The organism is Micromonospora sp. NPDC004336, assembly GCF_053602615.1.
Genome location: NZ_JBSGDY010000071.1, coordinates 9403 through 29056, shown reverse-complemented (window position 1 = coordinate 29056; position 19654 = coordinate 9403). Strand labels below are relative to the sequence as shown.

The window sequence follows — 19654 nt, the reverse complement described above, 5'->3', positions numbered from 1 at the left end:
CCCCGCAGGCCGCGCAACTGCTCGACGGCGAGCCCTACGTCAACATGCTGGAGACCGTGGCCTCGTCCAGCAGCGCCACCGCGAGGTCCTCGTACGAGATGGTCGAGGCCCCGTCCGCGCCGACCACCAGGGTGTCGGCGCCGAGCCGGTAGCGGCCGGTGCGCTCCCCGGGCACGAGCAGCGCGGGCGGGCTCAGGTAGGCCCAGTCGGCCCCGGTGTCGGCCCGGCACGCGTCGAGCTGGTCCCGGCAGGCCAGCGCGATGGCGCGCCACTCGACGGGAAGGGCCGGATCGTCGACGACCGTGCCGCCGCCCGCGCCCGGGACGGTCAGGGTCGCGGCGCCGCCGACCAGCAGCAGCCGCACCCCGGTCCGGGCGACGCCGGCCAGCAGCGCGCGGGTGGTGGTGACCAGGTCGGCCTCCCGGCCTGGCGCCGGGCGGGCCGCGCCGATCACGAGGTCCCGGCCGGCACTCAGCGTCACCACGTCGTCGACCTCGGCGGCGTCGCCGCGCGCGACGACGGCGCCGGCGGGCAGGTCCCGGGCGCGGGCCGGGTCGCGGACGACGGCGGTCACGAGATGACCGCGGGCCGACGCCTCGGCGGTGATCCGGCGGCCGGCGCTACCGGCCGCCCCGAAGACGGTGATGTGCATGGCTCTCCTGTCGGTGTCTGTGGATGCGGCGGGACTGCGTCACGATGGCGGCGAGGACGACCAGCCCGCCCAGCAGTTGCGCGGCCGTGAGCCGCTGGTCGAGCACGAGCCAGCCCAGCGCCGTCGCCACGAGCGGGCTGAGCAGGCCGAGGAAGGTGACCGTGGTCGGCGGGAGGGCGCGGATGCCCCGGAACCAGAGGGCGTAGGCGAGGGCGGAGCCGACCAGCGTCAGGTAGGCGTATCCGGCGAGGTTCCCGGCGGTCAGCGCCGGCGGCGGCCCCTCGACCAGCAGGGCGACCGGGAGGAGCAGCAGGCCGCCGGCCGTGAGCTGCCAGCCCGTGGTGGCCAGCAGGGGCGCGGACGACGCCCACCGCTTGCTGAGCACCACCCCGACGGCCATGACCACGGCGCCGCCGAGGGCGGCGAGGACGCCGGCGGCGTCGAGACGGGCGTCCGCCCGCAGCACCAGCAGTCCCACCCCGGCCACCCCGGCGGCGCCGGCGAGCACGGTGCGCGGGGTCAGCCGGTCGCCGAGCAGGCCGGCGGAGAGCGCGGCGACCAGGAGCGGCTGCACCGCGCCGACGGTCGCGGCCACCCCGCCGGGCAGCCGGTACGCGGCGACGAAGAGCAGCGCGAAGAAGAACCCGATGTTCAGGGCGCCGAGCACGGTCGCGCGCCACCACCAGGCGCCCTTCGGCAGCCGGCGGGTGACCGCGACCAGGAGCAGCCCGGCGGGAAGGGCGCGCAGCACGGCGGCCAGCAGCGGGCGCTGCGGCGGCAGCAGCTCGGTGGTGACGAGGTAGGTGGTCCCCCAGATCGCCGGAGTCAGCGCCGTCACGCCGAGGAGGAGCGTCCGATTGCTTAGCACTGAGACAATTTATCTCAGCGCTAAGGAATCTGGCGTGACGTCCCCCGTGAGCTGTCTCACCGCTAAGGCAACTCTTGGTAGGCTCGGCGGGTGGCCGATCACGTCGACCGGGTGCTGGAGCAGTGGGCCGCCCAGCGACCGGACCTGGACGCCTCCCCGATGGGGGTGTTCGGTCGCCTCTCCCGGCTCCACCGGCTCGTCGGGGCGGAGCTGCACCGCACGTTCAGCGCGCACGGGCTCGACTCGGCGTCCTTCGACGTGCTCGCCACGCTGCGCCGCAGCGACCCGCCGCACCGGCTGACCCCGACCCAGTTGATGCACTCGTCGATGGTCACCTCGGGCGCCGTCACCCAGCGGCTCGACCGGCTCGAGGCGCGCAACCTGGTGACCCGCACCCGCAGCGACACCGACGGCCGCGCCGTGCGGGTCGCCCTGACCGACGAGGGCCTGGCGCTCATCGACCGGGTCCTGCCCGACCACGTCGCCACCGAGGAACGGCTGCTCGCCGGGCTCACCGCGGCGCGGCGCGCCGCCCTGGCCGACACCCTGCGGACCCTGCTGGAGTCGCTCGGCGACACGGCGGACCGGTGAGTCGATCTACCATCGCCGCATGTCATCGCAGCGCCTCCCGGTCCGGGTGGCCGGCTTCGCCGACCTGGACGCCCGCACCTTCCACGACCTGCTCCGGCTCCGGATCGACGTGTTCGTGGTCGAGCAGGCGTGCCCGTACCCGGAGCTCGACGGGCGGGACGTCGAGCCCGGCACCCGACACCTGTGGCTCGACGACGACGGCGCGCCAGTGGCGTACCTGCGGATCCTCGCCGACCCCGGCGGCGTGGCGCGGATCGGGCGGGTGGTGGTCGCGCCGCCGGCGCGCGGCGGCGGGCACGCCGGCCGGCTGATGGCGGCGGCGCTGGAGGTGGTCGGCGACCGCCCCTGCGTGCTGGAGGCCCAGTCGCACCTGGTCGACTTCTACGCCCGGCACGGCTTCGCCGTCAGCGGCCCCGGCTACGTCGAGGACGGCATCCCGCACACCCCGATGCGCCGGGAAGGCATTGACCAAGCCCGATAAATGTGGCAGCCTCCGGGCAGAGCCGTCGCGGAGCCACGCAGCGCGCGGGAGGGGCAACTCCCGGCCGTCCGGGCGTCGTCGTCCGACCTCTCCCCCCGGGGGCTCCATGTCCACTCATCTTCGATCATCCCGCCTGGGGTGGCTGCTCGCCGTCGCGGCGACCGCCGCCCTCCTGCTGGCCACCGCCCTGGCCAACCCCGTCTCGGCGCACGGTTCCGTGGTCGACCCGGCCTCGCGCAACTACGGCTGCTGGCAGCGCTGGGGCAGCGACTTCCAGAATCCCCGGATGGCCACCGAGGACCCGATGTGCTGGCAGGCCTGGCAGGCCAACCCCAACGCCATGTGGAACTGGAACGGGCTGTTCCGCGAGGGCGTCGCCGGCAACCACCAGGCCGCCATCCCGAACGGCCAGCTCTGTTCCGCCGGCCGGACCGAGGGCGGCCGCTACAACGCCCTCGACGCGGTCGGGGCCTGGAAGACCGCCCCGGTCTCCAGCAGCTTCCGCGTCCGCCTGCACGACCAGGCCAGTCACGGCGCCGACTACATCCGGGTGTACGTGACGAAGCAGGGCTTCGACGCCCTCACCGAGCCGCTGGGCTGGGACGACCTGGAACTGGTCGGCCAGATCGGCAACACCCCGGCGTCCCAGTGGAAGCCGGAGACCAGCGGCGTGTCGATCGAGATCCCGGCGAACGCGCCGGGGCGGACCGGCCGGCACGTCGTCTACACGATCTGGCAGGCCAGCCACCTCGACCAGTCGTACTACCTGTGCAGCGACGTCGACTTCTCCGGCGGGCCGACCACCCCGCCGCCGACGACGCCGCCGCCGACCACTCCCCCGCCCACCACACCGCCGCCCACCACCCCGCCCCCGACGACTCCGCCGCCGGCCGGGGCCTGCACGGCCACCTACCGCGTCACCGGGCAGTGGGGCGGCGGCTTCCAGGGTGAGGTGACGGTGACCGCCGGCGGCGGGGCCGTCAGGGGTTGGTCCGTGAACTGGACCTACGCCGACGGCCAGCAGGTCACGTCGGCCTGGAACGCGACCGTGACCACCGGCAGCACGCGGGTCGTCGCCCGCAACGCGGCCCACAACGGGTCGCTGTCCCCCGGGGCGAGCACCACGTTCGGCTTCCTCGGCTCGTGGTCCGGCACCAACAGCACGCCGACACTCACCTGCACGACCGTGGTCTGATCCGCGCCGGAACCCCGGCCGGGGCCGCGTCCCACTCCCTCCGGGCGCGGCCCCGGCCGGCCGGCGAACCGGTCAGACCAGGCAGTTCACGATGTCGGCGATCGTGCGGCGGCGGCCGGTGTAGAACGGGATCTCCTCCCGCACGTGCCGGCGGGCGCCCGAGCCCCGCAGGTCGCGCATCAGGTCGACGATCCGGTGCAGCTCGTCGGCCTCGAACGCGAGCATCCACTCGTAGTCGCCGAGCGCGAACGAGGCGACGGTGTTGGCCCGCACGTCCGGATAGCCGCGGGCCATCTTGCCGTGCTCGGTGAGCAGCTCGCGCCGCTCGGCATCCGGCAGCAGATACCACTCGTACGAGCGGACGAACGGGTAGACGCAGAGGTAGGGCCGCGCCTCCTCGCCGGCGAGGAACGCCGGGATGTGGCTCTTGTTGAACTCCGCCGGCCGGTGCAGGGCCATCTGCGACCAGACCGGGGTGAGCGCCCGCCCCAGCGTGGTGCGCCGGAACCGCAGGTAGGCGTCCTGGAGGGCGTCGCTGGAGGCGGCGTGCCACCAGATCATCAGGTCCGCGTCGGCGCGCAGGCCCGAGACGTCGTACGTGCCCCGGACGACCACGTCCTTGCCGGCCAGCTCCTCGAAGAGGGCCTCGACCTCGCCGGTGACGTTCTCGCGCAGCGACGGGAGCGGGCTGCTGGCCCGGTACACCGACCACATGGTGTAGCGGATGCTGGCGTTGAGCTCCCGCAGCCGGGCCGCGTTGGTCTGCTCGGTCATGTCCCCGATCCTCCCAGTGCTGTGATGATCTCCTCGGCCGCCGTCTCGCCCGAGCGGACGCAGACCGGGATGCCGACCCCGTCGTATCCCGCGCCGGCCAGGACGAGCGTCGGGTGGCTCGCCCGCAGGACCGCCCGCGCGGCGGCCACCCGGCCGGCGTGGCCCGGGGTGTACTGCGGCAGCGACCCGCCCCAGCGCTGCACGTGCCCGGCGACCGGCGCGGGCAGCGGCACGCCGAGCACCGCCGAGAGCTCCCGGTGCACCGTGGCGGCCAGGTCCTCGTCGGTGCGCTGCACCTGACGCTCCTCGCCGTAGCGGCCCACGGAGGCGCGGACCAGCGCCAGCCCGTCCGTCCGGCGCAGGTGACCCCACTTCGTGGTGAAGAAGGTCGACGCCTTGATCAGCAGGCCCTCGGTGCTGGGCACCAGGAAGCCGGACAGCTCCGGCAGCTGCGGCTCGGGCAGCGCCAGGGTCACCAGCGCGACGCTTGCGTAGTCCAGCCCGCCGACGTTCCCGGCCGCCTCCGGGGCCGGGCCGGCGAGCAGCCGGGCCGCCGGCCGGGCCGGCACGGCCAGCACCACGGCGTCGACGTCGACCAGCTCCGCGTCGCGCGTGGGGCCGACGGTCAGCCGCCAGCCGGCCCCGTGCGGGCTCAGCTCGCGTACCGCCGCGCCGCGCCGGATCGTCGCGCCGCTGGCCTGGGCCGCCGCCTCGACCAGCGTGCTGAGGCCGCCGGCCAGGGTGCCGAAGACCGGCGCGCCCGGCGCGCGGGGGGCGGCGGCCTGCGCGGCGCGGACCGCGCCGACCAGCGTGTGCTCCACCCGTGCCGCCCGGGCCAGCGCCGGCATCGTGGTCACCAGGGAGAGGTCGTCGGCGCGGCCGGCGTAGACGCCGCCGAGCATCGGGTCGACCAGCCGGTCGACCACCTCGTCGCCGAACCGGGCGCGGACCAGCGCGCCGACGGAGATGTCGTCGTCCCCGCCGAGCAGCGGGCGGCCGGCGTCGACGTCGGCGTCCGCCGCCGGGCGCGCGACCGTGGTCACCTTCGCCAGGTCTCCGGGTACGCCGACCAGCGTGCCGCCGGGGACCGGGCGCAGCCCGCCGTCGACGACGAGCGCGGCCTGCCCGACGGTGGGGTGCACGATCCGGTCGGCCAGGCCGAGCCGGCGGACCAGGGCAACGGCGGCGGACTCGCCCCCGGCCGGGTCGCGCATCAGGAACGACTCGGCGCCGAACTCCACCGTCGAGCCGGCCAGCTCGCCGGTGCGCAGCTTGCCGCCGAGCGCGCCGGACTGCTCGTACACGGTGATCTCGGTGTCGGCGGGGGCGCGGTCGCGCAACCGGAGCGCGGCGGCCAGCCCGGCGATCCCGCCGCCGACCACCGCCACCCGCCACGGCGTCCGCATGTCGCTCAGCCCCGGCCGGCCGGCTCGGCGGACAGCTCGTGCACCAGTGCCACCACCCGGGTCAGCACGGCCGGGTCGGTCTCCGGCAGCACCCCGTGCCCCAGGTTGAACACGTGCCCCGGCGCGGCCCGGCCCTGCTCCAGGATCCGCCGCACCTCGCCCTCGACCACCGGCCACGGCGCGAGCAGCACGCACGGGTCGAGGTTGCCCTGCACGGCCCGGTCCGGGCCGACGCGGCGGGTCGCCACGTCCAGCGGCGTACGCCAGTCGACACCGACCACGTCGGCGCCGGCCTCGCCCATCGCGTCGAGCAGCTCGCCGGTGCCGACCCCGAAGTGGATCCGGGGCACGCCCGCGTCGGCCAGGCCGGCGAGCACCGCCGCCGAGTGCGGCAGCACGAACCGGCGGTAGTCGGCCTCGGAGAGCGCGCCCGCCCAGGAGTCGAAGAGCTGCACCGCGGAGACCCCGGCGGCGATCTGGACCCGCAGGAACGCCAGCGTCACGTCGGCCAGCCGGCCGCACAGCGCGTGCCAGAGCTCCGGCTGGCCGTACATGAGGGCCTTGGTCTTCGCGTGGGTGCGCGACGGGCCGCCCTCGACCAGGTAGCTGGCCAACGTGAACGGCGCGCCGGCGAAGCCGATCAGCGGGGTGTCGCCCAGCTCGGCGACGAGCATCCGGACGGCCTCGTCCACGTAGGAGACGTCGTCGCGGGTGATCGGCCGGATGCGTTCCACGTCGGGCAGGGTGCGCACCGGCTCGGCGACCACCGGCCCGGTGCCGGGCACGATGTCGAGGTCCACGCCAGCGGCGGCGACCGGTACCACGATGTCGCTGAACAGGATCGCCGCGTCCACCCCGTGCCGGCGTACCGGCTGGAGGGTGATCTCGGTGACCAGCTCGGGCCGGCGGCAGGACTCCAGCATCGCCACGTTGGCCCGGATCTCGCGGTATTCCGGCAGCGACCGGCCGGCCTGGCGCATGAACCAGACCGGGGTGTGCGGGACGGGCAGGCGCCGGCAGGCCCGGACGAAGGGCGAGTCGGCCGGTCCGCCGGGGCGGGGGTCGTCGTCTCGGGCGTCGTCGCCCGTCGTGGTGGTGGTCATCGCGGCCATCGTGCCACGCGGCACGGGCGCGGCAGCGGGCAGCGCCGCCTTTTGTGACTCCCGTCGGCCCCGGGAACCGGCCGGCCCGACGGGGGTGTGGGTTCGCCGCCGAGGCGTCCCGGGACCGCCGGTACCGGCGCGCCGTTTCCGGCGCTGGATGGTCACCGGGCATAGGCTGCCGGCATGGCCCCCCCGACCGCGCTCCCCGAGACCTTCGCCCGCGCGGTGGCCGGGCTGCGGTCCGCGGCGCCCCGGCCGGAGATCGTGCTGGAGGAGGTCGGCGCGCCGCAGCGCCTCGCCCCGTACGCCTTCGCGCTCTCCGCCGCCGTCATGCGCGACGGCGACGAGGTGGCCGGCGGGCGGCTGATCCTGCTGCACGACCCGGCGGGGCACGAGGCCTGGCAGGGCACCCTGCGGCTGGTCACCTACGTGACCGCGGAGCTGGAGGTCGACCTGGCCGCCGACCCGCTGCTGCCCGGGGTGGGCTGGACGTGGCTGACCGACGCCCTGGACGCGCAGGAGGCGGAGCACCGCGCGATCGGCGGCACGATCACCCAGACGCTGTCGACCCGGTTCGGCGACCTGGCCGGGCCGCCCGCGGCCGGCGACATCGAGATCCGCGCCTCCTGGACGCCGGCCGACGACGACCTAGCCCCGCACCTGCTCGCCTGGTGCGCGCTGCTGGCCTCGACCGCCGGGCTGCCCCCGCCCGGGGTGACCGCGCTGCCGGGGCGTCGCCCCGCCGGCGCGGTCTGACCCCGCGACGGTCCGCCCTCAGAGATACCGCTCGGCCTCGTTGCAGACCTTGTCCATGCCCTGGATCGCCTTGTCGTAGGCCGCCTTGTTGTTGTTCGCCGCCGCGGCGAGCGCGGTGGTGAGCTTGTCGAGGCAGTTGGCGATGACCTTCTTCTGCCGGGCCTGCTCGTCCCGGTCGTTGCGGGTGCCGGTCAGGTCCTGCTCGGTGTCGTCGAGCTTGTCCTTGACCGTCTGGAGGTCGGTCTTGAGCTTCTCGATCTCCCTGCCGTTCGCGGCGATGGTGCCGTCGCGCTGGCTGACCTCGCTGGCCATCTTCTTCTCGGTGCGGTCCAGCTCGCTGCTGGTGGTCAGGTACAGGCCCGTCATCACCCCGCCGAGGACGAAGAGCAGCCCGGCCACCACGGCCAGGACCAGCACCTTGTGGCTCTTGCGGGGGCCGCCCGGCGCGGGCGCGCCGAAGGGCGGGGCGGAGCCGGGCGGCGTCGACATCGGCTGCCCGTACGCCGGCCCGGACGCCGGGGGGACGGACATCGGCTGCCCGAAGGCGGACCCACCGGCCGGCGGTACGGAGACCTGGCCGGCGGACCCACCGGCCGGCGGGTAGCCGGACCCGGCGGGCGGGGCCGACTGCGGGTAACCGGTGGAGCCGGCGGGCGGGGCCGACTGCGGGTTCTGGGCGCCGTACTGCTGCGGCGCGGCCTGCTCGGGGACGGGCTGGCGGGGGGCGCCGTAGGTGCTGCCGTACACGGCGCCGCCCGACGGCGGCTGACCGGGCGCGGCCGGCGGCTGCGGCGGGTACGGCGGCGGGTAGCCGCCCGGCCCGGTCGGTGGCTGGGACATGTCGTTCTTCCTCCACGTGAGCTGGTCGCGGCGGCAGGATCCGCCGGACCGGGTGGGTACGGTGCGCGGGCTGACCGGGTCAGCAGATCTTGAAGCCGTCGCAGGCGACCTTGATCGGCACGGCGAGGCCGATGCCCTCGGCGTTACGGGCCTTGGCGGTGGCGATGCCGACGACCTGCTTGCTGCCGTTGATCACCGGACCGCCGGAGTTGCCGGGGTTGATCGGGGCGTCGAACTGGATGACCGGGCCCGAGCCGCCGCCCGCCTCGCGGAAGGCGCTCACCACCCCGGTGGTGACGCTGTCCTCCAGGCCGAGCGGTGCGCCGACGACCACGATCTGCTGCCCCGACTTCACGGCGGCGGGCGCGGCGACCAGGCCGCTGAACTTGCCGCTCGTGCGCAGGTGGGCCACGTCGTTCGCCTCGTCGACCCGGACGATGGTCGCCGGGAAGCGCTGGTCGGTGCGTTCGAGGAAGACCTCCCGCTCGCCGGCCTCCCAGAGCGACTCCACGACGTGGTAGTTGGTGAACAGGTTGGTGCCCCCGCCGGCGGCCGGCTTGCCGATCGCGAACGCCGTGCCGGTGGAGTTGCCGGCCCGGACCCGGAACACGCTGGGCAGCACCGCGCTGGCGACGGCCTCCGGGTTGAACGCCGCGCCCGCCTGCTTCTCCAGCGCCTGCGTCCGGTTCTCCAGCCCGTCGAGCCGGGTCACGTCGCCGGCCTGCGCCGCGTCGAGCCGCCGGCCGGTGTCGCCGAGGCGGTCGGAGAGCCGGTGGATCTGGTAGGCCTGCACGCCGGTCACGACGGCCAGCAGGCCGGCGAGCACGAGCGCGGTGACGGTCAGCCAGCGGCCGCGGGGGGCCGCCCCGCCCTGGGCGTACGCCGGGGCGGCCGGCTGCCCGGGGACCGACGGCTGCCCCGGGGCCGGTGGCTGACCGGGTGCCGGTGGCTGCCCGGGTGCCGGCGAATGGCCCGGGGTGCCCGGGGACGCCTGCCCGGCGGCGGGCGGCCAGCCGGCGCCCGGGGTGGCCCCGGCCGGCGGCTGGTTGCCCTGCTGGGCCGGGGCGGGGCCGCGCCCCCAGCCGGCGGGGGCGGGGGCGGCCGGAGCGGCGCCCCCCTGGCCCGGGTGGGGCGGCGGCGGCCAGGTGGCCCGCCCCGACGCGGCCGAAGCCTGCCCGAGGGCGTTCTGCGGGTGTGCCGGCGCGGCCGGCTCGATCCGGGGCGGCAGCGGCCCCGGACGGTAGCCCCCGTCGCCCGGCCCCGCCGGACCCGCGTCCGCCGACCCGTAGCCAGCAGTCATGATCGCCTTGCCCTCCCCGTAGACGCCCCGCAGTGCCGGGGGACCGATGATGCCGCACCGGCGCAACGGCTCGATGGACCGTACCTGCGTGATGGGGCTTTGTCTTCCCCGATGTCCGGGTCGCGGGAGGGCCTCGCGGGCCGTCCGGCCGACACACACCGGACCGGCTGCACCCACCGGATCGCGTCGCGCACTAGGGTTGTCAGGTGACCGACGAACCACCCCTGCGCCGTCGGGCCGCCGAAAGCCGTACGGGAAACGAAGCAGACCGCCCGCCGTCGGCCCGGCCGGAGCCGGCGGACGCGGGGACCGAACCGCACGCAGACGGGCCCGTTCCGCTGACCGCGCCGCGCGAGGGCACCCCCCAGCCGGCGGCCACGCCGGACGAGCTCGCCGAGGTCGTGGCCCGCTTCGCCGCCGGCACCGGCCCCGTCGCGCTCGACGCCGAACGCGCCTCGGGCTACCGCTACAGCCAACGGGCCTACCTGGTGCAGCTGCGGCGGGCCGGCTCCGGCACGGCGCTGATCGACCCGCTGCCGCTGCCCGACCTGAGCGCCCTCGACACGGTGATCGGCGAGGCCGAGTGGGTGCTCCACGCGGCCAGCCAGGACCTGCCCTGCCTGGCCGAGCTGGGGCTGCGCCCGCGCCGGCTCTTCGACACCGAACTGGCCGCCCGGCTGGCCGGATTCGAGCGGGTCGGCCTGGCCGCGCTGACCGAGCAGCTACTCGGCTACAGCCTGGAGAAGCACCACTCGGCGGCCGACTGGTCGAGCCGGCCGCTGCCGGAGTCCTGGCTGACCTACGCGGCGCTGGACGTGGAGATGCTGGTCGACCTGCGCGACGCGCTCGACGAGGAGCTGACCCGGCAGGGCAAGTCCGCCTGGGCCGCGGAGGAGTTCGCCGCGCTCGTACGCACCGGCGCCCGGCCGCCCCGGGTCCGGGCCGAGCCCTGGCGGCGCACCTCCGGCATCCACCGGGTGCGCGGGGCGCGCGCGCAGGCGCGCGTGCGTTCCCTCTGGTACGCGCGGGACCAGATCGCCGCCCGCCGGGACGCCGCCCCCGGGCGGGTGCTGCCGGACTCGGCCATCGTGGCGGCGGCCGAGCTGGATCCGAAGGACGAGAAGACCCTGCTCACCCTGCCCGGCTTCGGCGGGCGCTCGGTGCGGCGGCTGGCCCGCACCTGGCTGGCGGCGCTGGACGACGCCCGGCAGCTGCCGGAGGACGCGCTGCCGGTCGCCCCGGCGGTCGAGGGCCCCCCGCCGCCGCACCGCTGGGCCGAGCGGGACCCGGTGGCGGCGGCCCGGCTGGCCCGGTGCCGGGAGGTGGTGGTCCGGATCGCGGGCGCGCACCACCTGCCGCCGGAGAACCTGATCGCCCCCGACTCGATCCGCCGCCTGGCCTGGGTCCCCCCGGAGCAGGTCACGGAGGCGGCCGTGGCGGAGACCCTCCGCGGCCTCAACGCCCGCGAGTGGCAGATCGCCCTCCTCCTGCCCGACCTGACCGAAGCCCTCCAGGACCCACCCCAAACCCCCTGACGCCACCCCACCGGCTCCCCCGCGCTGGCAGGGTGGTGTGGGGTTGGACACACCGGGCCGGGTGCCGGCAGTGGTTACTGACGAGTAGCATCCGGGGGAACACGCCCGTGCCGGCGACCCTCGTTCCGTCCGCAGCGCCGCCCGTCGGCGCGGCGGCCGAATCGTGGTCGAAGAGGAGGCTCAAGTGCCCCGTGAAGTTCGGGATGTCGTCTTCGTCGACGGCGTCCGCACCCCCTTCGGCAAGGCGGGTGGCATGTACGCCAACACCCGCGCCGACGACCTGGTGATCCGCTGCATCCGCGAGCTGCTGCGCCGTAACCCGCAGCTGCCGCCGGAGCGGGTCGAGGAGGTCGCCATCGCCGCCACCACCCAGATCGGCGACCAGGGCCTGACGATCGGCCGGACCGCCGCCCTGCTGGCCGGCCTGCCCAAGACCGTCCCCGGTTTCGCCATCGACCGGATGTGCGCCGGCGCGATGACCGCCGTGACCACCGTCGCCAGCGGCATCGCCATGGGCGCGTACGACGTCGCCATCGCCGGGGGCGTCGAGCACATGGGCCGCCACCCGATGGGCGAGGGCGTCGACCCCAACCCGCGGATCGTCGCGGAGAAGCTGGTCGACCCGTCCGCCCTGGTCATGGGCGCGACCGCGGAGAACCTGCACGACCGGGTCCCGCACGTCACCAAGGAGCGCACCGACGCCTTCGCGCTCGCCTCGCAGCAGAAGACCGCCAAGGCGTACGCCAACGGCAAGCTCCAGGACGACCTGGTGCCGATGGCGATCCGCGACGCCGACGGCGGCTGGGGCCTGGCCACGGTGGACGAGGCCCCCCGGGACACCTCGCTGGAGAAGCTCGCCACCCTGAAGACCCCGTTCCGCCCGCACGGCAAGGTCACCGCGGGCAACGCGGCCGGCCTCAACGACGGCGCCACCGCCAGCCTCCTCGCCTCCGAGGACGTCGCCCGCGAGCTGGGCCTGCCCGTCGCCATGCGGCTGGTCTCGTTCGGCTTCGTCGGCGTCGAGCCCGAGGTGATGGGCGTCGGCCCGATCCCGTCGACCGAGAAGGCGCTGCGCATCGCCGGCCTGAGCATCGACGACATCGGCCTGTTCGAGCTGAACGAGGCGTTCGCGGTGCAGGTGCTCGCCTTCCTCGACCACTTCGGCATCGCCGACGACGACCCGCGGGTCAACCCATGGGGCGGCGCGATCGCCATCGGTCACCCGCTCGCCTCCTCGGGCGTACGGCTGATGACCCAGCTCGCCCGGCAGTTCGCCGAGCACCCCGAGGTCCGCTACGGCCTCACCGCCATGTGCATCGGCATCGGCATGGGCGGCACCGTGATCTGGGAGAACCCCCACTGGGAGGGTGGAGACAAGTGAGCGCGCTCGCCGCACCGAACGAGGTCGTCACCAAGGCGCTGCTGCGCCAGGTGAACGTACCGGGGCTGGACCGGCCGGCCGCCCTCATCACCCTGGACAACGGCTTCGACCACACCAAGCCGAACAGCTTCGGCCCGGGCGGCCTGACCAGCCTGGACGAGGCGATCACCGCCGCGCTGGCGGCCGACCCGGCGTTCATCGCGGTCACCGGCAAGCCGTACATCTTCTGCGTCGGCGCGGACATCACCAGCCTGCCGCAGCTCGCCGACCGCGAGCAGGCCCTGGAGATCGGCCGGCTCGGCCACCGGGTCTTCGCCCGGCTCAGGGACAGCGAGATCCCGACCTTCGCCTTCGTCAACGGCGCGGCGATGGGCGGCGGCCTGGAGCTGGCCCTGCACTGCCACTACCGGACGCTCTCCGGTGGCGCGGCGGCGCTGGCGCTGCCCGAGGTCTCGCTCGGCCTGGTGCCCGGCTGGGGCGGCACCCAGCTGCTGCCGAACCTGATCGGCATCCCGGCGGCGACCCAGGTGATCATCCAGAACCCGCTGATGCAGAACAAGATGCTCAAGCCGAAGCAGGCCGCCGAGATGGGCATCGCGGACGTGCTGCTGGAGCCGGCGGACTTCCTGGAGCGGTCCCTGGAGTGGGCGGCCGGCGTGGTCCGCGGCGAGGTCACCGTGACCCGCCCCGAGGTCGACAAGGACATGTGGGCGGGCGTGCTCTACTTCGCCCGGCAGACCCTCGACCAGCGGCTGCACGGCGCGGTCCCGGCCGCGTACAAGGCGCTGGACCTGCTGGAGACGGCGAAGGACGCCGACTTCGCCACCGGCACGGCCGCCGAGGACGAGGCCCTCGCGGACCTGGTCTTCTCCGAGGAGCTGCGCAGCGGCCTGTACGCCTTCGACCTGGTGCAGCGGCGGGCCAAGCGGCCGGCCGGCGCGCCGGACAAGGGCCTGGCCCGCCCGGTCACCAAGGTCGGCATCGTCGGCGCCGGCCTGATGGCCAGCCAGCTCGCCCTGCTCTTCGCCCGCCGCCTCCAGGTGCCGGTCGTCATGACCGACCTGGACCAGGCCCGGGTCGACAAGGGCGTCGGCTACGTGCACGCCCAGATCGAGAAGGCCGTCAGCAAGGGCCGGATGGACAAGGGCACCGCCGCCAAGCTGTACGGCCTGGTCAGCGGCGCGGCCAAGGCAGAGGCCTTCGCCGCGCCACAGCCGGGCCAGCTCACGTCGTTCGCTGACTGTGACTTCGTCATCGAGGCCGTCTTCGAGGACCTGGCGGTCAAGAAGCAGGTCTGGGCCGAGCTGGAGAAGATCGTCAAGCCGGAGGCGGTGCTGGCCACCAACACCTCCAGCCTGTCGATCACGGCGATGGCCGAGGAGCTGGAGCACCCCGAGCGGGTGGTCGGCTTCCACTTCTTCAACCCGGTCGCCGTGCTGCCGCTGCTGGAGATCGTCCGGGGCGAGCGGACCGACGACGCCACACTCGCCACCGCGTTCGCGGTCGGCAAGCAGCTGAAGAAGTCGTCGGTGCTGGTCAAGGACGCCCCGGCGTTCGTGGTGAACCGGCTGCTCACCCGCTTCCTCGGCACGGTCTTCGCGGCCGTCGACGCCGGCACCCCGCTGGACGTGGCGAACAGCGCGCTGGACCCGCTGGGCCTGCCGATGCGCCCGCTGGCGCTGCTCCAGCTCGTCGGGCCGGCCGTGGCGTACCACGTCGGCGGCACCCTGCACGAGGCGTTCCCGGACCGGTTCGGGGTCAGCGAGAACCTCAAGCGCATCGCCGACTCCGGCCAGCCCATCGTGGTCGACGACCAGATCAACGACGAGGTCGCCAAGCTGCTCGTGGTCGGCGACCAGCCGCTCACCGAGGAGCAGGTGCGCCAGAACGCGCTCGACGCGCTGGCGCAGGAGATCCGGCTCATGCTCGACGAGGGCGTCGTCGCCGAGGCGCAGGACATCGACCTGTGCATGATCCTCGGCGCCGGCTGGCCGTTCCACCTGGGCGGCGTCACGCCGTACCTGGACCGGACCGGCACCTCCGAGCGGGTCACCGGCCGGCGGTTCCTGCCGCACGGGGTCGCCAGCCTGCCCGCCTGACCCACACCGCTCCCCCGCGTTCGCGGTGGTTGCCCCGTCCGGCTTGGATGGTGGCAGCCACCGCGATCGTCGTTGCGGCCCGTTCCGCCTCGGGAAGGGGGCAGCGGGACGGGGCGATGGCTGGCTACGATCACCCGTTCGCAACGTCGCCTGGAGCTGACCCCATGTCCTCACCGCCGGTCGATCCCTGGTCCGGGCAGCCGGAGCACGACCCCCACTACGACTTCCACCCGCCGCACCCGGGTCACCCCGTGCCGCCGCCCGACGCCTGGTCGGCCCCGGGCGGGCAGCCGCCCTACCACGGCGGCTGGTCCGCCGCGCCGACCTCCGGTCCCCCGCCGGCGCAGCCGTACCCCACCCAGCCCTACCCCCACCAGCCGTACGGCGGACATCCCGTCACGCCGCAGGACGGCTTCCCGGCCGGCGGCTACGCCGGCTACCCGCAGCCCTACCCGGGCGGCAACCACCCCGGGGCCGGGCCGGCGCGGCCCCGCCAGCTCAACCTGGTCCTGACGCTGGGCCTGGTCGGGCTGCTGGTGCTCTGCCTCGGTGGGGGCGCGGTGGGCTACGTGGCCCTCCGCGAGCAGGAATCCCCCGGCCCGACCCCCGGCCCGACGCCGACGGCGACGGGCGTCTCGAGCCCCACGCCGTCCAGCACCCCGTCGGCGCAGCCCACCCCGTCCGCCGAGCCCACGTCCACGCCCCGGATCCAGGTCGTCACGCCGGAGACCCTCGCGGGCCGCCCGAAGAGCACCGAGCCGACGCTGAAGAAGCTGGCCGACGACATGGTCCGGGACCTGAAGTCCTCGGTGCCCCAGGCGACGGGCGTCGTCGGCGCCTTCTACGGCAGCGCCGACGAGCGCGACATGGTCATGGTGATCGCCGCCTCCAGCTTCGTGCTCAACCCCGAACGGGAACTCGACGACTCGGTGAAGGGAATCTCCAAGGGGCTGGCCGTCAAGCGGCTGACGACGATCGCCCCCGGCCCGTACGGCGGCCTGGCCAAGTGCGGCGACGGCGAGTCCGCCGGGGTGCCGCTGGGCGTCTGCGCCTGGGCCGACCACGGCAGCGTCGGGATCATCGTGATGTTCTTCTCGTCCTCGGCCGCCGCCGCGGCGGAGTTCGTCGCCATCCGCGGCCAGATCGAGCAGAAGAACTGACCGCGCCCACCGGCCCCCACCGTCGCCGCTGGCCGCACCGGGCCGCCGCCGGGCGGGACCGGGGCCGACCGAGACCACCCGCCCTCGCGCAGACCTGGAGCTGACCGATGTCCCACCCGCCGGCCGACCCGCTCCCCCCGCCACCCGAGCGCGGCGCGCCGTACGGCGCCCAGCCGGGCGGATACGGCCCGCCGCCCCAGCCCGGCGGGTACGGGCCCCCACACCCCGGCGGATACCCGCCACCGCAGGCCGGTGCGCACTTCCCGGCGCAGCCCGGCGGCGCCGCGGTGCCGCCGTACGGGCCGCCCGCGAAGCGGAAGTCCAGCGCCGGCAGGATCGTGCTGATCGTCCTCGCCGGGGTGCTGGTGCTCTGCCTCGGCGGCGCCGCGATCACCTTCTTCGTCGTCAAGGACCAGGTCAAGGAGACCGTCGACGCCACCAGGATCCGGGTCGTCGAGCCGGACACGCTCGCCGGTCGGCCCAGGGCCACCGACCCGGCCCTCCAGGTCGGCGCCCAGCAGCTCGAGGCGGAGCTGAACAGGTCGCTGCCGGACGCGAGCAGCACGGTCGGCGCGTTCTACGGCACCCCGGCCAAGAAGGACCTGGTCATGGTCGCCGCCGCCTCCGGGCTGAACCCGGACCCGGCCAGGACCCTGGAGACCACCATCAGGGGCGCGCGCACCAGCGAAGTGCGGCTCGGCGAGATGTCCGCCGTGGACCCGGGCCCGCTCGGCGGCGAGGCCAAGTGCGGCGACGCCAAGGCGGAGAACGTGCCGCTGGGCGTCTGCGTGTGGAGCGACCGGGGCAGCGTCGGGATGATCGTCATCTACTACAAGACCGGCACGCAGGCCCACGCCGAACTCGCCACCATGCGCGGGCAGATCGAGCAGAAGTCCTGAGACGTACGACGGGTGGGGCCCGGCACCGGCGAGGTGCCGGGCCCCGGCCGCGTCAGCCCGCCGCGTCAGCCGTAACGGCGGTGGCCGCGTCAGCCGTGACGGCGGTTGCCGCGTCAGCCTTGTCGGCGGTGGCCGCGTCAGCCGTGGCGGCGGCCCGCTCGGCGGCGCTGCGCAGCACGCAGAACTCGTTGCCCTCCGGGTCGGCCAGCACCACCCAGCCGGTGCCGTCGGGGCGGCGGCAGTCGGCGACCTGGGTGGCGCCGATGCCCAGCAGCCGTGCCACCTCCTCGTCCCGGGTCCGGTCGGCGGGCTCCAGGTCGAGGTGCAGGCGGTTCTTCACCGCCTTGCCCTCGGGCACGGCCAGGAAGAGCACCTCCGGGCCACCCGGGGGCAGCAGCATGGCCTCCGGGTCGCCGGGGAGGTCGTCCGGCTGCCGGGGGCAGTCGAAGACCTGCGCCCAGAAGCCGGCCAGGGCGTAGGTGTCGCGGCAGTCGATGCCGATGTTGTGGATGGTCGCGCTCACTGGTTCTCCTTCGTGGACACGCTCGCCCGCTCCGCCGCGCCGCGCAGGACGCAGAACTCGTTGCCCTCCGGGTCGGCCAGCACCGCCCAGCCCGTGCCGTCGGCGCGTCGCTGGTCGTCGACCAGGACCGCGCCGAGCCCGAGCACCCGCTCGACCTCCTCGTCGCGGGTCCGACCGGTCGGTTCCAGGCAGACGTGCACCCGGTTCTTGACCGTCTTCACCTCGGGCACCCGCTGGAAGAACACGGCTGGGGTGGCGCCGTCCGGCGGCAGCAGGACAGCCTCGGGGTCACCCGGGGCGTCGTCGGGGTGCCGCGGACAGCCGAGCACCGCCGACCAGAAGCCGGCGAGGGCGTAGGTGTCGTGACAGTCGAAACTGATGTTGTGGATCCGCGGATTCACGGGTTCCTCCGTTACGGATGGAGGCGCCCCGCTTGCGTGAGGGTCAGCCGGCGAGACGGGGCGCGGAGATCATGATCGTGGACATCGACGCACCCCCCTTCGTTTCTCGGGCTGACGCCATGATCCTTCCACCAGGGCCGGCCGGCCCGCAACCCCGTACGGTCACCGCCTGGCGGCCGGCCTCTCGGCGGTCACCGCGGGAGCGGCCTCCGCCGCCGGCAGGGTCACCGTGACCTCCAGCCCGCCACCGGGTTGGGCGACCACCTTCACGGTGCCGCCGTGCGCGTCGCAGACCGCCCGGACGATGGAGAGCCCGAGGCCCGAGCCCCGGGCACCCGTGCGCTCCCGGCCGCCGCGCCGGAACGGCTCGAACAGGCCGGGCACGTCGGCCTGGTCCACCTCGAAGCCGGTGTTGCCCACCACCAGCCACGACCGGCACCCGTCGGAGCCGGTCCGCACCCAGAGCCGCCCGTGCAGGTGGTTGTAGCGGATCGCGTTCTCGATCAGGTTGCCGGCCAGCCGGTCGAGCAGCCCGGGGTCGCCGACCACCGGCGCGGGCGCCAGCGACGTCTGCACCCGCAGCTTGATCCGCTCCACCTCCCGGCGAACCGCCGACAGGGCGTTGGCGGTGCCGGCGGCGAGGTCGCACTCGGTGCGGCGACCGAGCCGGCGCCCCGCCTGTGCCTCGCTGCGGGCCAGCACCAGCAGGGCGTCGACCAGCCCGTTGGCCCGCTCGGAGGCGTCCCGGACGACGGTCGCCATCCGGCGGTACTCGGCGGCGTCCGCCTCGTCGTCGCTGAGCGTCACGTCGATCTCGGTACGCATCACCGCCAGCGGCGTGCGCAGCTCGTGCGAGGCGTTGGCCACGAAGCGCTTCTGCGCCTCGAACGCGGCGGCGATCCGGTCCAGCATCGCGTCGAACGTCTTCGCGAGCTCGGCCACCTCGTCGTCGGCCCCGGAGTAGCCGATCCGCTGGTCCAGCGTGGTCTCGCCGAGCCGGCGGGCGGTGGCGGTGACCTGGTGCAGCGGGCGCAGCGCCCGGCCGGCCACCGCGTACGCGCCGGCCACCCCGACGACGCTGATCGCCAGCAGCGCCACCAGGCCCTTGACCAGCAGCTCCGTGCTGGCGGTGTCGACCAGCTGCCGCTGCCACTGCGCGGCGTCGAGCGACCGGCCGTCGGCCAGCACGACCGTGGTGCCGGGAAGCAGCTCGTCCGTCGGGCGCAGCGCGTCGCGGACCAGCAGCCAGGCCAGCAGCACCAGGATCGCCCCGGCGCCGACCAGCAGCACGCCGTTGAGCAGGGTCAGCCGCAGCCGCAGGGTGGGCCGCAGCCGCAGCCGCACCGCCGCACCCCCCGGCCACGGCCACCGGACCCGCGACCCCGACCCACTCCTCGCGCTCACGAGGCCACCTCGGCTCGCGACTGCGGGGCTCGCAAAAACCGCTCACTCCTCGCGCTCACGATGCAGACCTCGGCTCGCGACTGCGGGGCTCGCAAAACCCGCTCACTCCTCGCGCTCACGATGCAGACCTCGGCTCGCGACTGCGGGGCTCGCAAAACCCGCTCACTCCTCGCGCTCACGAGGCCCACCCCGGCTCGCGACTGCGGGGCTCGCAAAACCCGCTCACTCCTCGCGCTCACGAGGCCCACCCCGGCTCGCGACTGCGGGGCTCGCAAAACCCGCTCAC

At 75.0% G+C, this 19654-nt stretch carries 19 protein-coding genes; 9 read left to right on the top strand and 10 right to left on the bottom strand.

What is annotated here, in order from left to right:
• Positions 1–34: 34 nt before the first annotated feature.
• A complete protein-coding gene (locus ACWENR_RS16820; RefSeq protein WP_452277901.1) occupies positions 35–652 on the bottom strand; it encodes an NAD(P)-dependent oxidoreductase in 618 nt (205 codons plus the stop codon).
• A complete protein-coding gene (locus ACWENR_RS16815; protein ID WP_452277900.1) occupies positions 621–1490 on the bottom strand; it encodes an EamA family transporter in 870 nt (289 codons plus the stop codon). Before ACWENR_RS16815 ends, ACWENR_RS16820 begins: the two co-directional genes overlap by 32 nt.
• 120 nt (positions 1491–1610) lie before the next feature.
• Here ACWENR_RS16815 and ACWENR_RS16810 point away from each other — a divergent pair, with 120 nt between their 5' ends.
• The 3 genes from ACWENR_RS16810 to ACWENR_RS16800 all read left to right on the top strand — a co-directional run bounded on the left by ACWENR_RS16810 (position 1611) and on the right by ACWENR_RS16800 (position 3787).
• Positions 1611–2111: a MarR family winged helix-turn-helix transcriptional regulator gene (locus ACWENR_RS16810; RefSeq protein ID WP_452277899.1), complete on the top strand. Its 501-nt coding sequence runs from the start codon at positions 1611–1613 to the stop codon at positions 2109–2111.
• Between the two features lie 19 nt (positions 2112–2130).
• Positions 2131–2592 (top strand): GNAT family N-acetyltransferase, encoded by a 462-nt coding sequence (locus tag ACWENR_RS16805; protein ID WP_452277898.1) that lies wholly within the window; start codon positions 2131–2133, stop codon positions 2590–2592.
• 106 nt (positions 2593–2698) lie between these two features.
• The gene (locus ACWENR_RS16800) at positions 2699–3787 is read left to right on the top strand and encodes a lytic polysaccharide monooxygenase auxiliary activity family 9 protein (RefSeq protein ID WP_452277897.1); all 1089 of its coding nucleotides are present in this window, start codon (positions 2699–2701) and stop codon (positions 3785–3787) included.
• A 72-nt stretch (positions 3788–3859) separates the two neighbouring features.
• Here the strand turns inward: ACWENR_RS16800 and hemQ are convergent, their stop codons facing one another.
• From hemQ to hemE, 3 genes are read right to left on the bottom strand one after another with little or no spacing between them, the layout of a single operon-like run.
• Positions 3860–4561, bottom strand: a complete 702-nt coding sequence (gene hemQ, locus ACWENR_RS16795; protein ID WP_452277896.1) for a hydrogen peroxide-dependent heme synthase — start codon at positions 4559–4561, stop codon at positions 3860–3862.
• The gene (hemG, locus tag ACWENR_RS16790) at positions 4558–5967 is read right to left on the bottom strand and encodes a protoporphyrinogen oxidase (protein ID WP_452277895.1); all 1410 of its coding nucleotides are present in this window, start codon (positions 5965–5967) and stop codon (positions 4558–4560) included. The genes hemQ and hemG overlap by 4 nt, the downstream gene beginning before the upstream one ends.
• A 5-nt stretch (positions 5968–5972) precedes the next feature.
• A complete protein-coding gene (gene hemE / locus ACWENR_RS16785; protein WP_452277894.1) occupies positions 5973–7070 on the bottom strand; it encodes a uroporphyrinogen decarboxylase in 1098 nt (365 codons plus the stop codon).
• Between the two features lie 183 nt (positions 7071–7253).
• On the opposite strand from hemE, the gene ACWENR_RS16780 reads away from it, so the two are divergent.
• Complete coding sequence (locus ACWENR_RS16780; RefSeq protein ID WP_452277893.1) at positions 7254–7826, top strand: DUF3000 domain-containing protein; 573 nt, start codon at positions 7254–7256, stop codon at positions 7824–7826.
• An 18-nt stretch (positions 7827–7844) separates the two neighbouring features.
• Here the strand turns inward: ACWENR_RS16780 and ACWENR_RS16775 are convergent, their stop codons facing one another.
• Both ACWENR_RS16775 and ACWENR_RS16770 read right to left on the bottom strand, forming a co-directional pair.
• On the bottom strand, positions 7845–8666 hold the full coding sequence (locus ACWENR_RS16775; protein WP_452277892.1) for a hypothetical protein: 822 nt from the start codon (positions 8664–8666) through the stop codon (positions 7845–7847).
• A gap of 79 nt (positions 8667–8745) precedes the next feature.
• Positions 8746–9966, bottom strand: a complete 1221-nt coding sequence (locus ACWENR_RS16770) for a trypsin-like peptidase domain-containing protein (protein ID WP_452277891.1) — start codon at positions 9964–9966, stop codon at positions 8746–8748.
• Positions 9967–10172: 206 nt separating this feature from the next.
• Here ACWENR_RS16770 and ACWENR_RS16765 point away from each other — a divergent pair, with 206 nt between their 5' ends.
• From ACWENR_RS16765 to ACWENR_RS16745, 5 genes are all read left to right on the top strand, one after another.
• Positions 10173–11501, top strand: a complete 1329-nt coding sequence (locus tag ACWENR_RS16765; protein ID WP_452277890.1) for an HRDC domain-containing protein — start codon at positions 10173–10175, stop codon at positions 11499–11501.
• Positions 11502–11685: 184 nt separating this feature from the next.
• On the top strand, positions 11686–12882 hold the full coding sequence (locus ACWENR_RS16760; protein WP_452277889.1) for a thiolase family protein: 1197 nt from the start codon (positions 11686–11688) through the stop codon (positions 12880–12882).
• A complete protein-coding gene (locus ACWENR_RS16755; protein ID WP_452277888.1) occupies positions 12879–14981 on the top strand; it encodes a 3-hydroxyacyl-CoA dehydrogenase NAD-binding domain-containing protein in 2103 nt (700 codons plus the stop codon). The genes ACWENR_RS16760 and ACWENR_RS16755 overlap by 4 nt, the downstream gene beginning before the upstream one ends.
• A gap of 164 nt (positions 14982–15145) precedes the next feature.
• Complete coding sequence (locus ACWENR_RS16750; RefSeq protein ID WP_452277887.1) at positions 15146–16141, top strand: hypothetical protein; 996 nt, start codon at positions 15146–15148, stop codon at positions 16139–16141.
• Positions 16142–16248: 107 nt separating this feature from the next.
• Complete coding sequence (locus ACWENR_RS16745) at positions 16249–17040, top strand: hypothetical protein (RefSeq protein ID WP_452277886.1); 792 nt, start codon at positions 16249–16251, stop codon at positions 17038–17040.
• 52 nt (positions 17041–17092) lie between these two features.
• Here ACWENR_RS16745 and ACWENR_RS16740 read toward each other — a convergent pair whose 3' ends face one another.
• From ACWENR_RS16740 to ACWENR_RS16730, 3 genes are all read right to left on the bottom strand, one after another.
• On the bottom strand, positions 17093–17563 hold the full coding sequence (locus tag ACWENR_RS16740) for a VOC family protein (protein WP_452277885.1): 471 nt from the start codon (positions 17561–17563) through the stop codon (positions 17093–17095).
• Positions 17560–17964, bottom strand: a complete 405-nt coding sequence (locus ACWENR_RS16735; protein WP_452277884.1) for a VOC family protein — start codon at positions 17962–17964, stop codon at positions 17560–17562. Before ACWENR_RS16735 ends, ACWENR_RS16740 begins: the two co-directional genes overlap by 4 nt.
• A 162-nt stretch (positions 17965–18126) precedes the next feature.
• Positions 18127–19308: a sensor histidine kinase gene (locus tag ACWENR_RS16730; RefSeq protein ID WP_452277883.1), complete on the bottom strand. Its 1182-nt coding sequence runs from the start codon at positions 19306–19308 to the stop codon at positions 18127–18129.
• Positions 19309–19654: the final 346 nt, after the last annotated feature.

Coding starts and splice junctions, on each gene's coding strand:
- ACWENR_RS16805 (WP_452277898.1), top strand. CDS start 2,131: ATGTCATCGCAGCGCCTCCCGGTCCGGGTGGCCGGCTTCGCCGACCTG.
- hemE (WP_452277894.1), bottom strand. CDS start 7,070: ATGACCACCACCACGACGGGCGACGACGCCCGAGACGACGACCCCCGC.
- ACWENR_RS16800 (WP_452277897.1), top strand. CDS start 2,699: ATGTCCACTCATCTTCGATCATCCCGCCTGGGGTGGCTGCTCGCCGTC.
- hemQ (WP_452277896.1), bottom strand. CDS start 4,561: ATGACCGAGCAGACCAACGCGGCCCGGCTGCGGGAGCTCAACGCCAGC.
- hemG (WP_452277895.1), bottom strand. CDS start 5,967: ATGCGGACGCCGTGGCGGGTGGCGGTGGTCGGCGGCGGGATCGCCGGG.
- ACWENR_RS16745 (WP_452277886.1), top strand. CDS start 16,249: ATGTCCCACCCGCCGGCCGACCCGCTCCCCCCGCCACCCGAGCGCGGC.
- ACWENR_RS16820 (WP_452277901.1), bottom strand. CDS start 652: ATGCACATCACCGTCTTCGGGGCGGCCGGTAGCGCCGGCCGCCGGATC.
- ACWENR_RS16780 (WP_452277893.1), top strand. CDS start 7,254: ATGGCCCCCCCGACCGCGCTCCCCGAGACCTTCGCCCGCGCGGTGGCC.
- ACWENR_RS16770 (WP_452277891.1), bottom strand. CDS start 9,966: ATGACTGCTGGCTACGGGTCGGCGGACGCGGGTCCGGCGGGGCCGGGC.
- ACWENR_RS16775 (WP_452277892.1), bottom strand. CDS start 8,666: ATGTCCCAGCCACCGACCGGGCCGGGCGGCTACCCGCCGCCGTACCCG.
- ACWENR_RS16750 (WP_452277887.1), top strand. CDS start 15,146: ATGTCCTCACCGCCGGTCGATCCCTGGTCCGGGCAGCCGGAGCACGAC.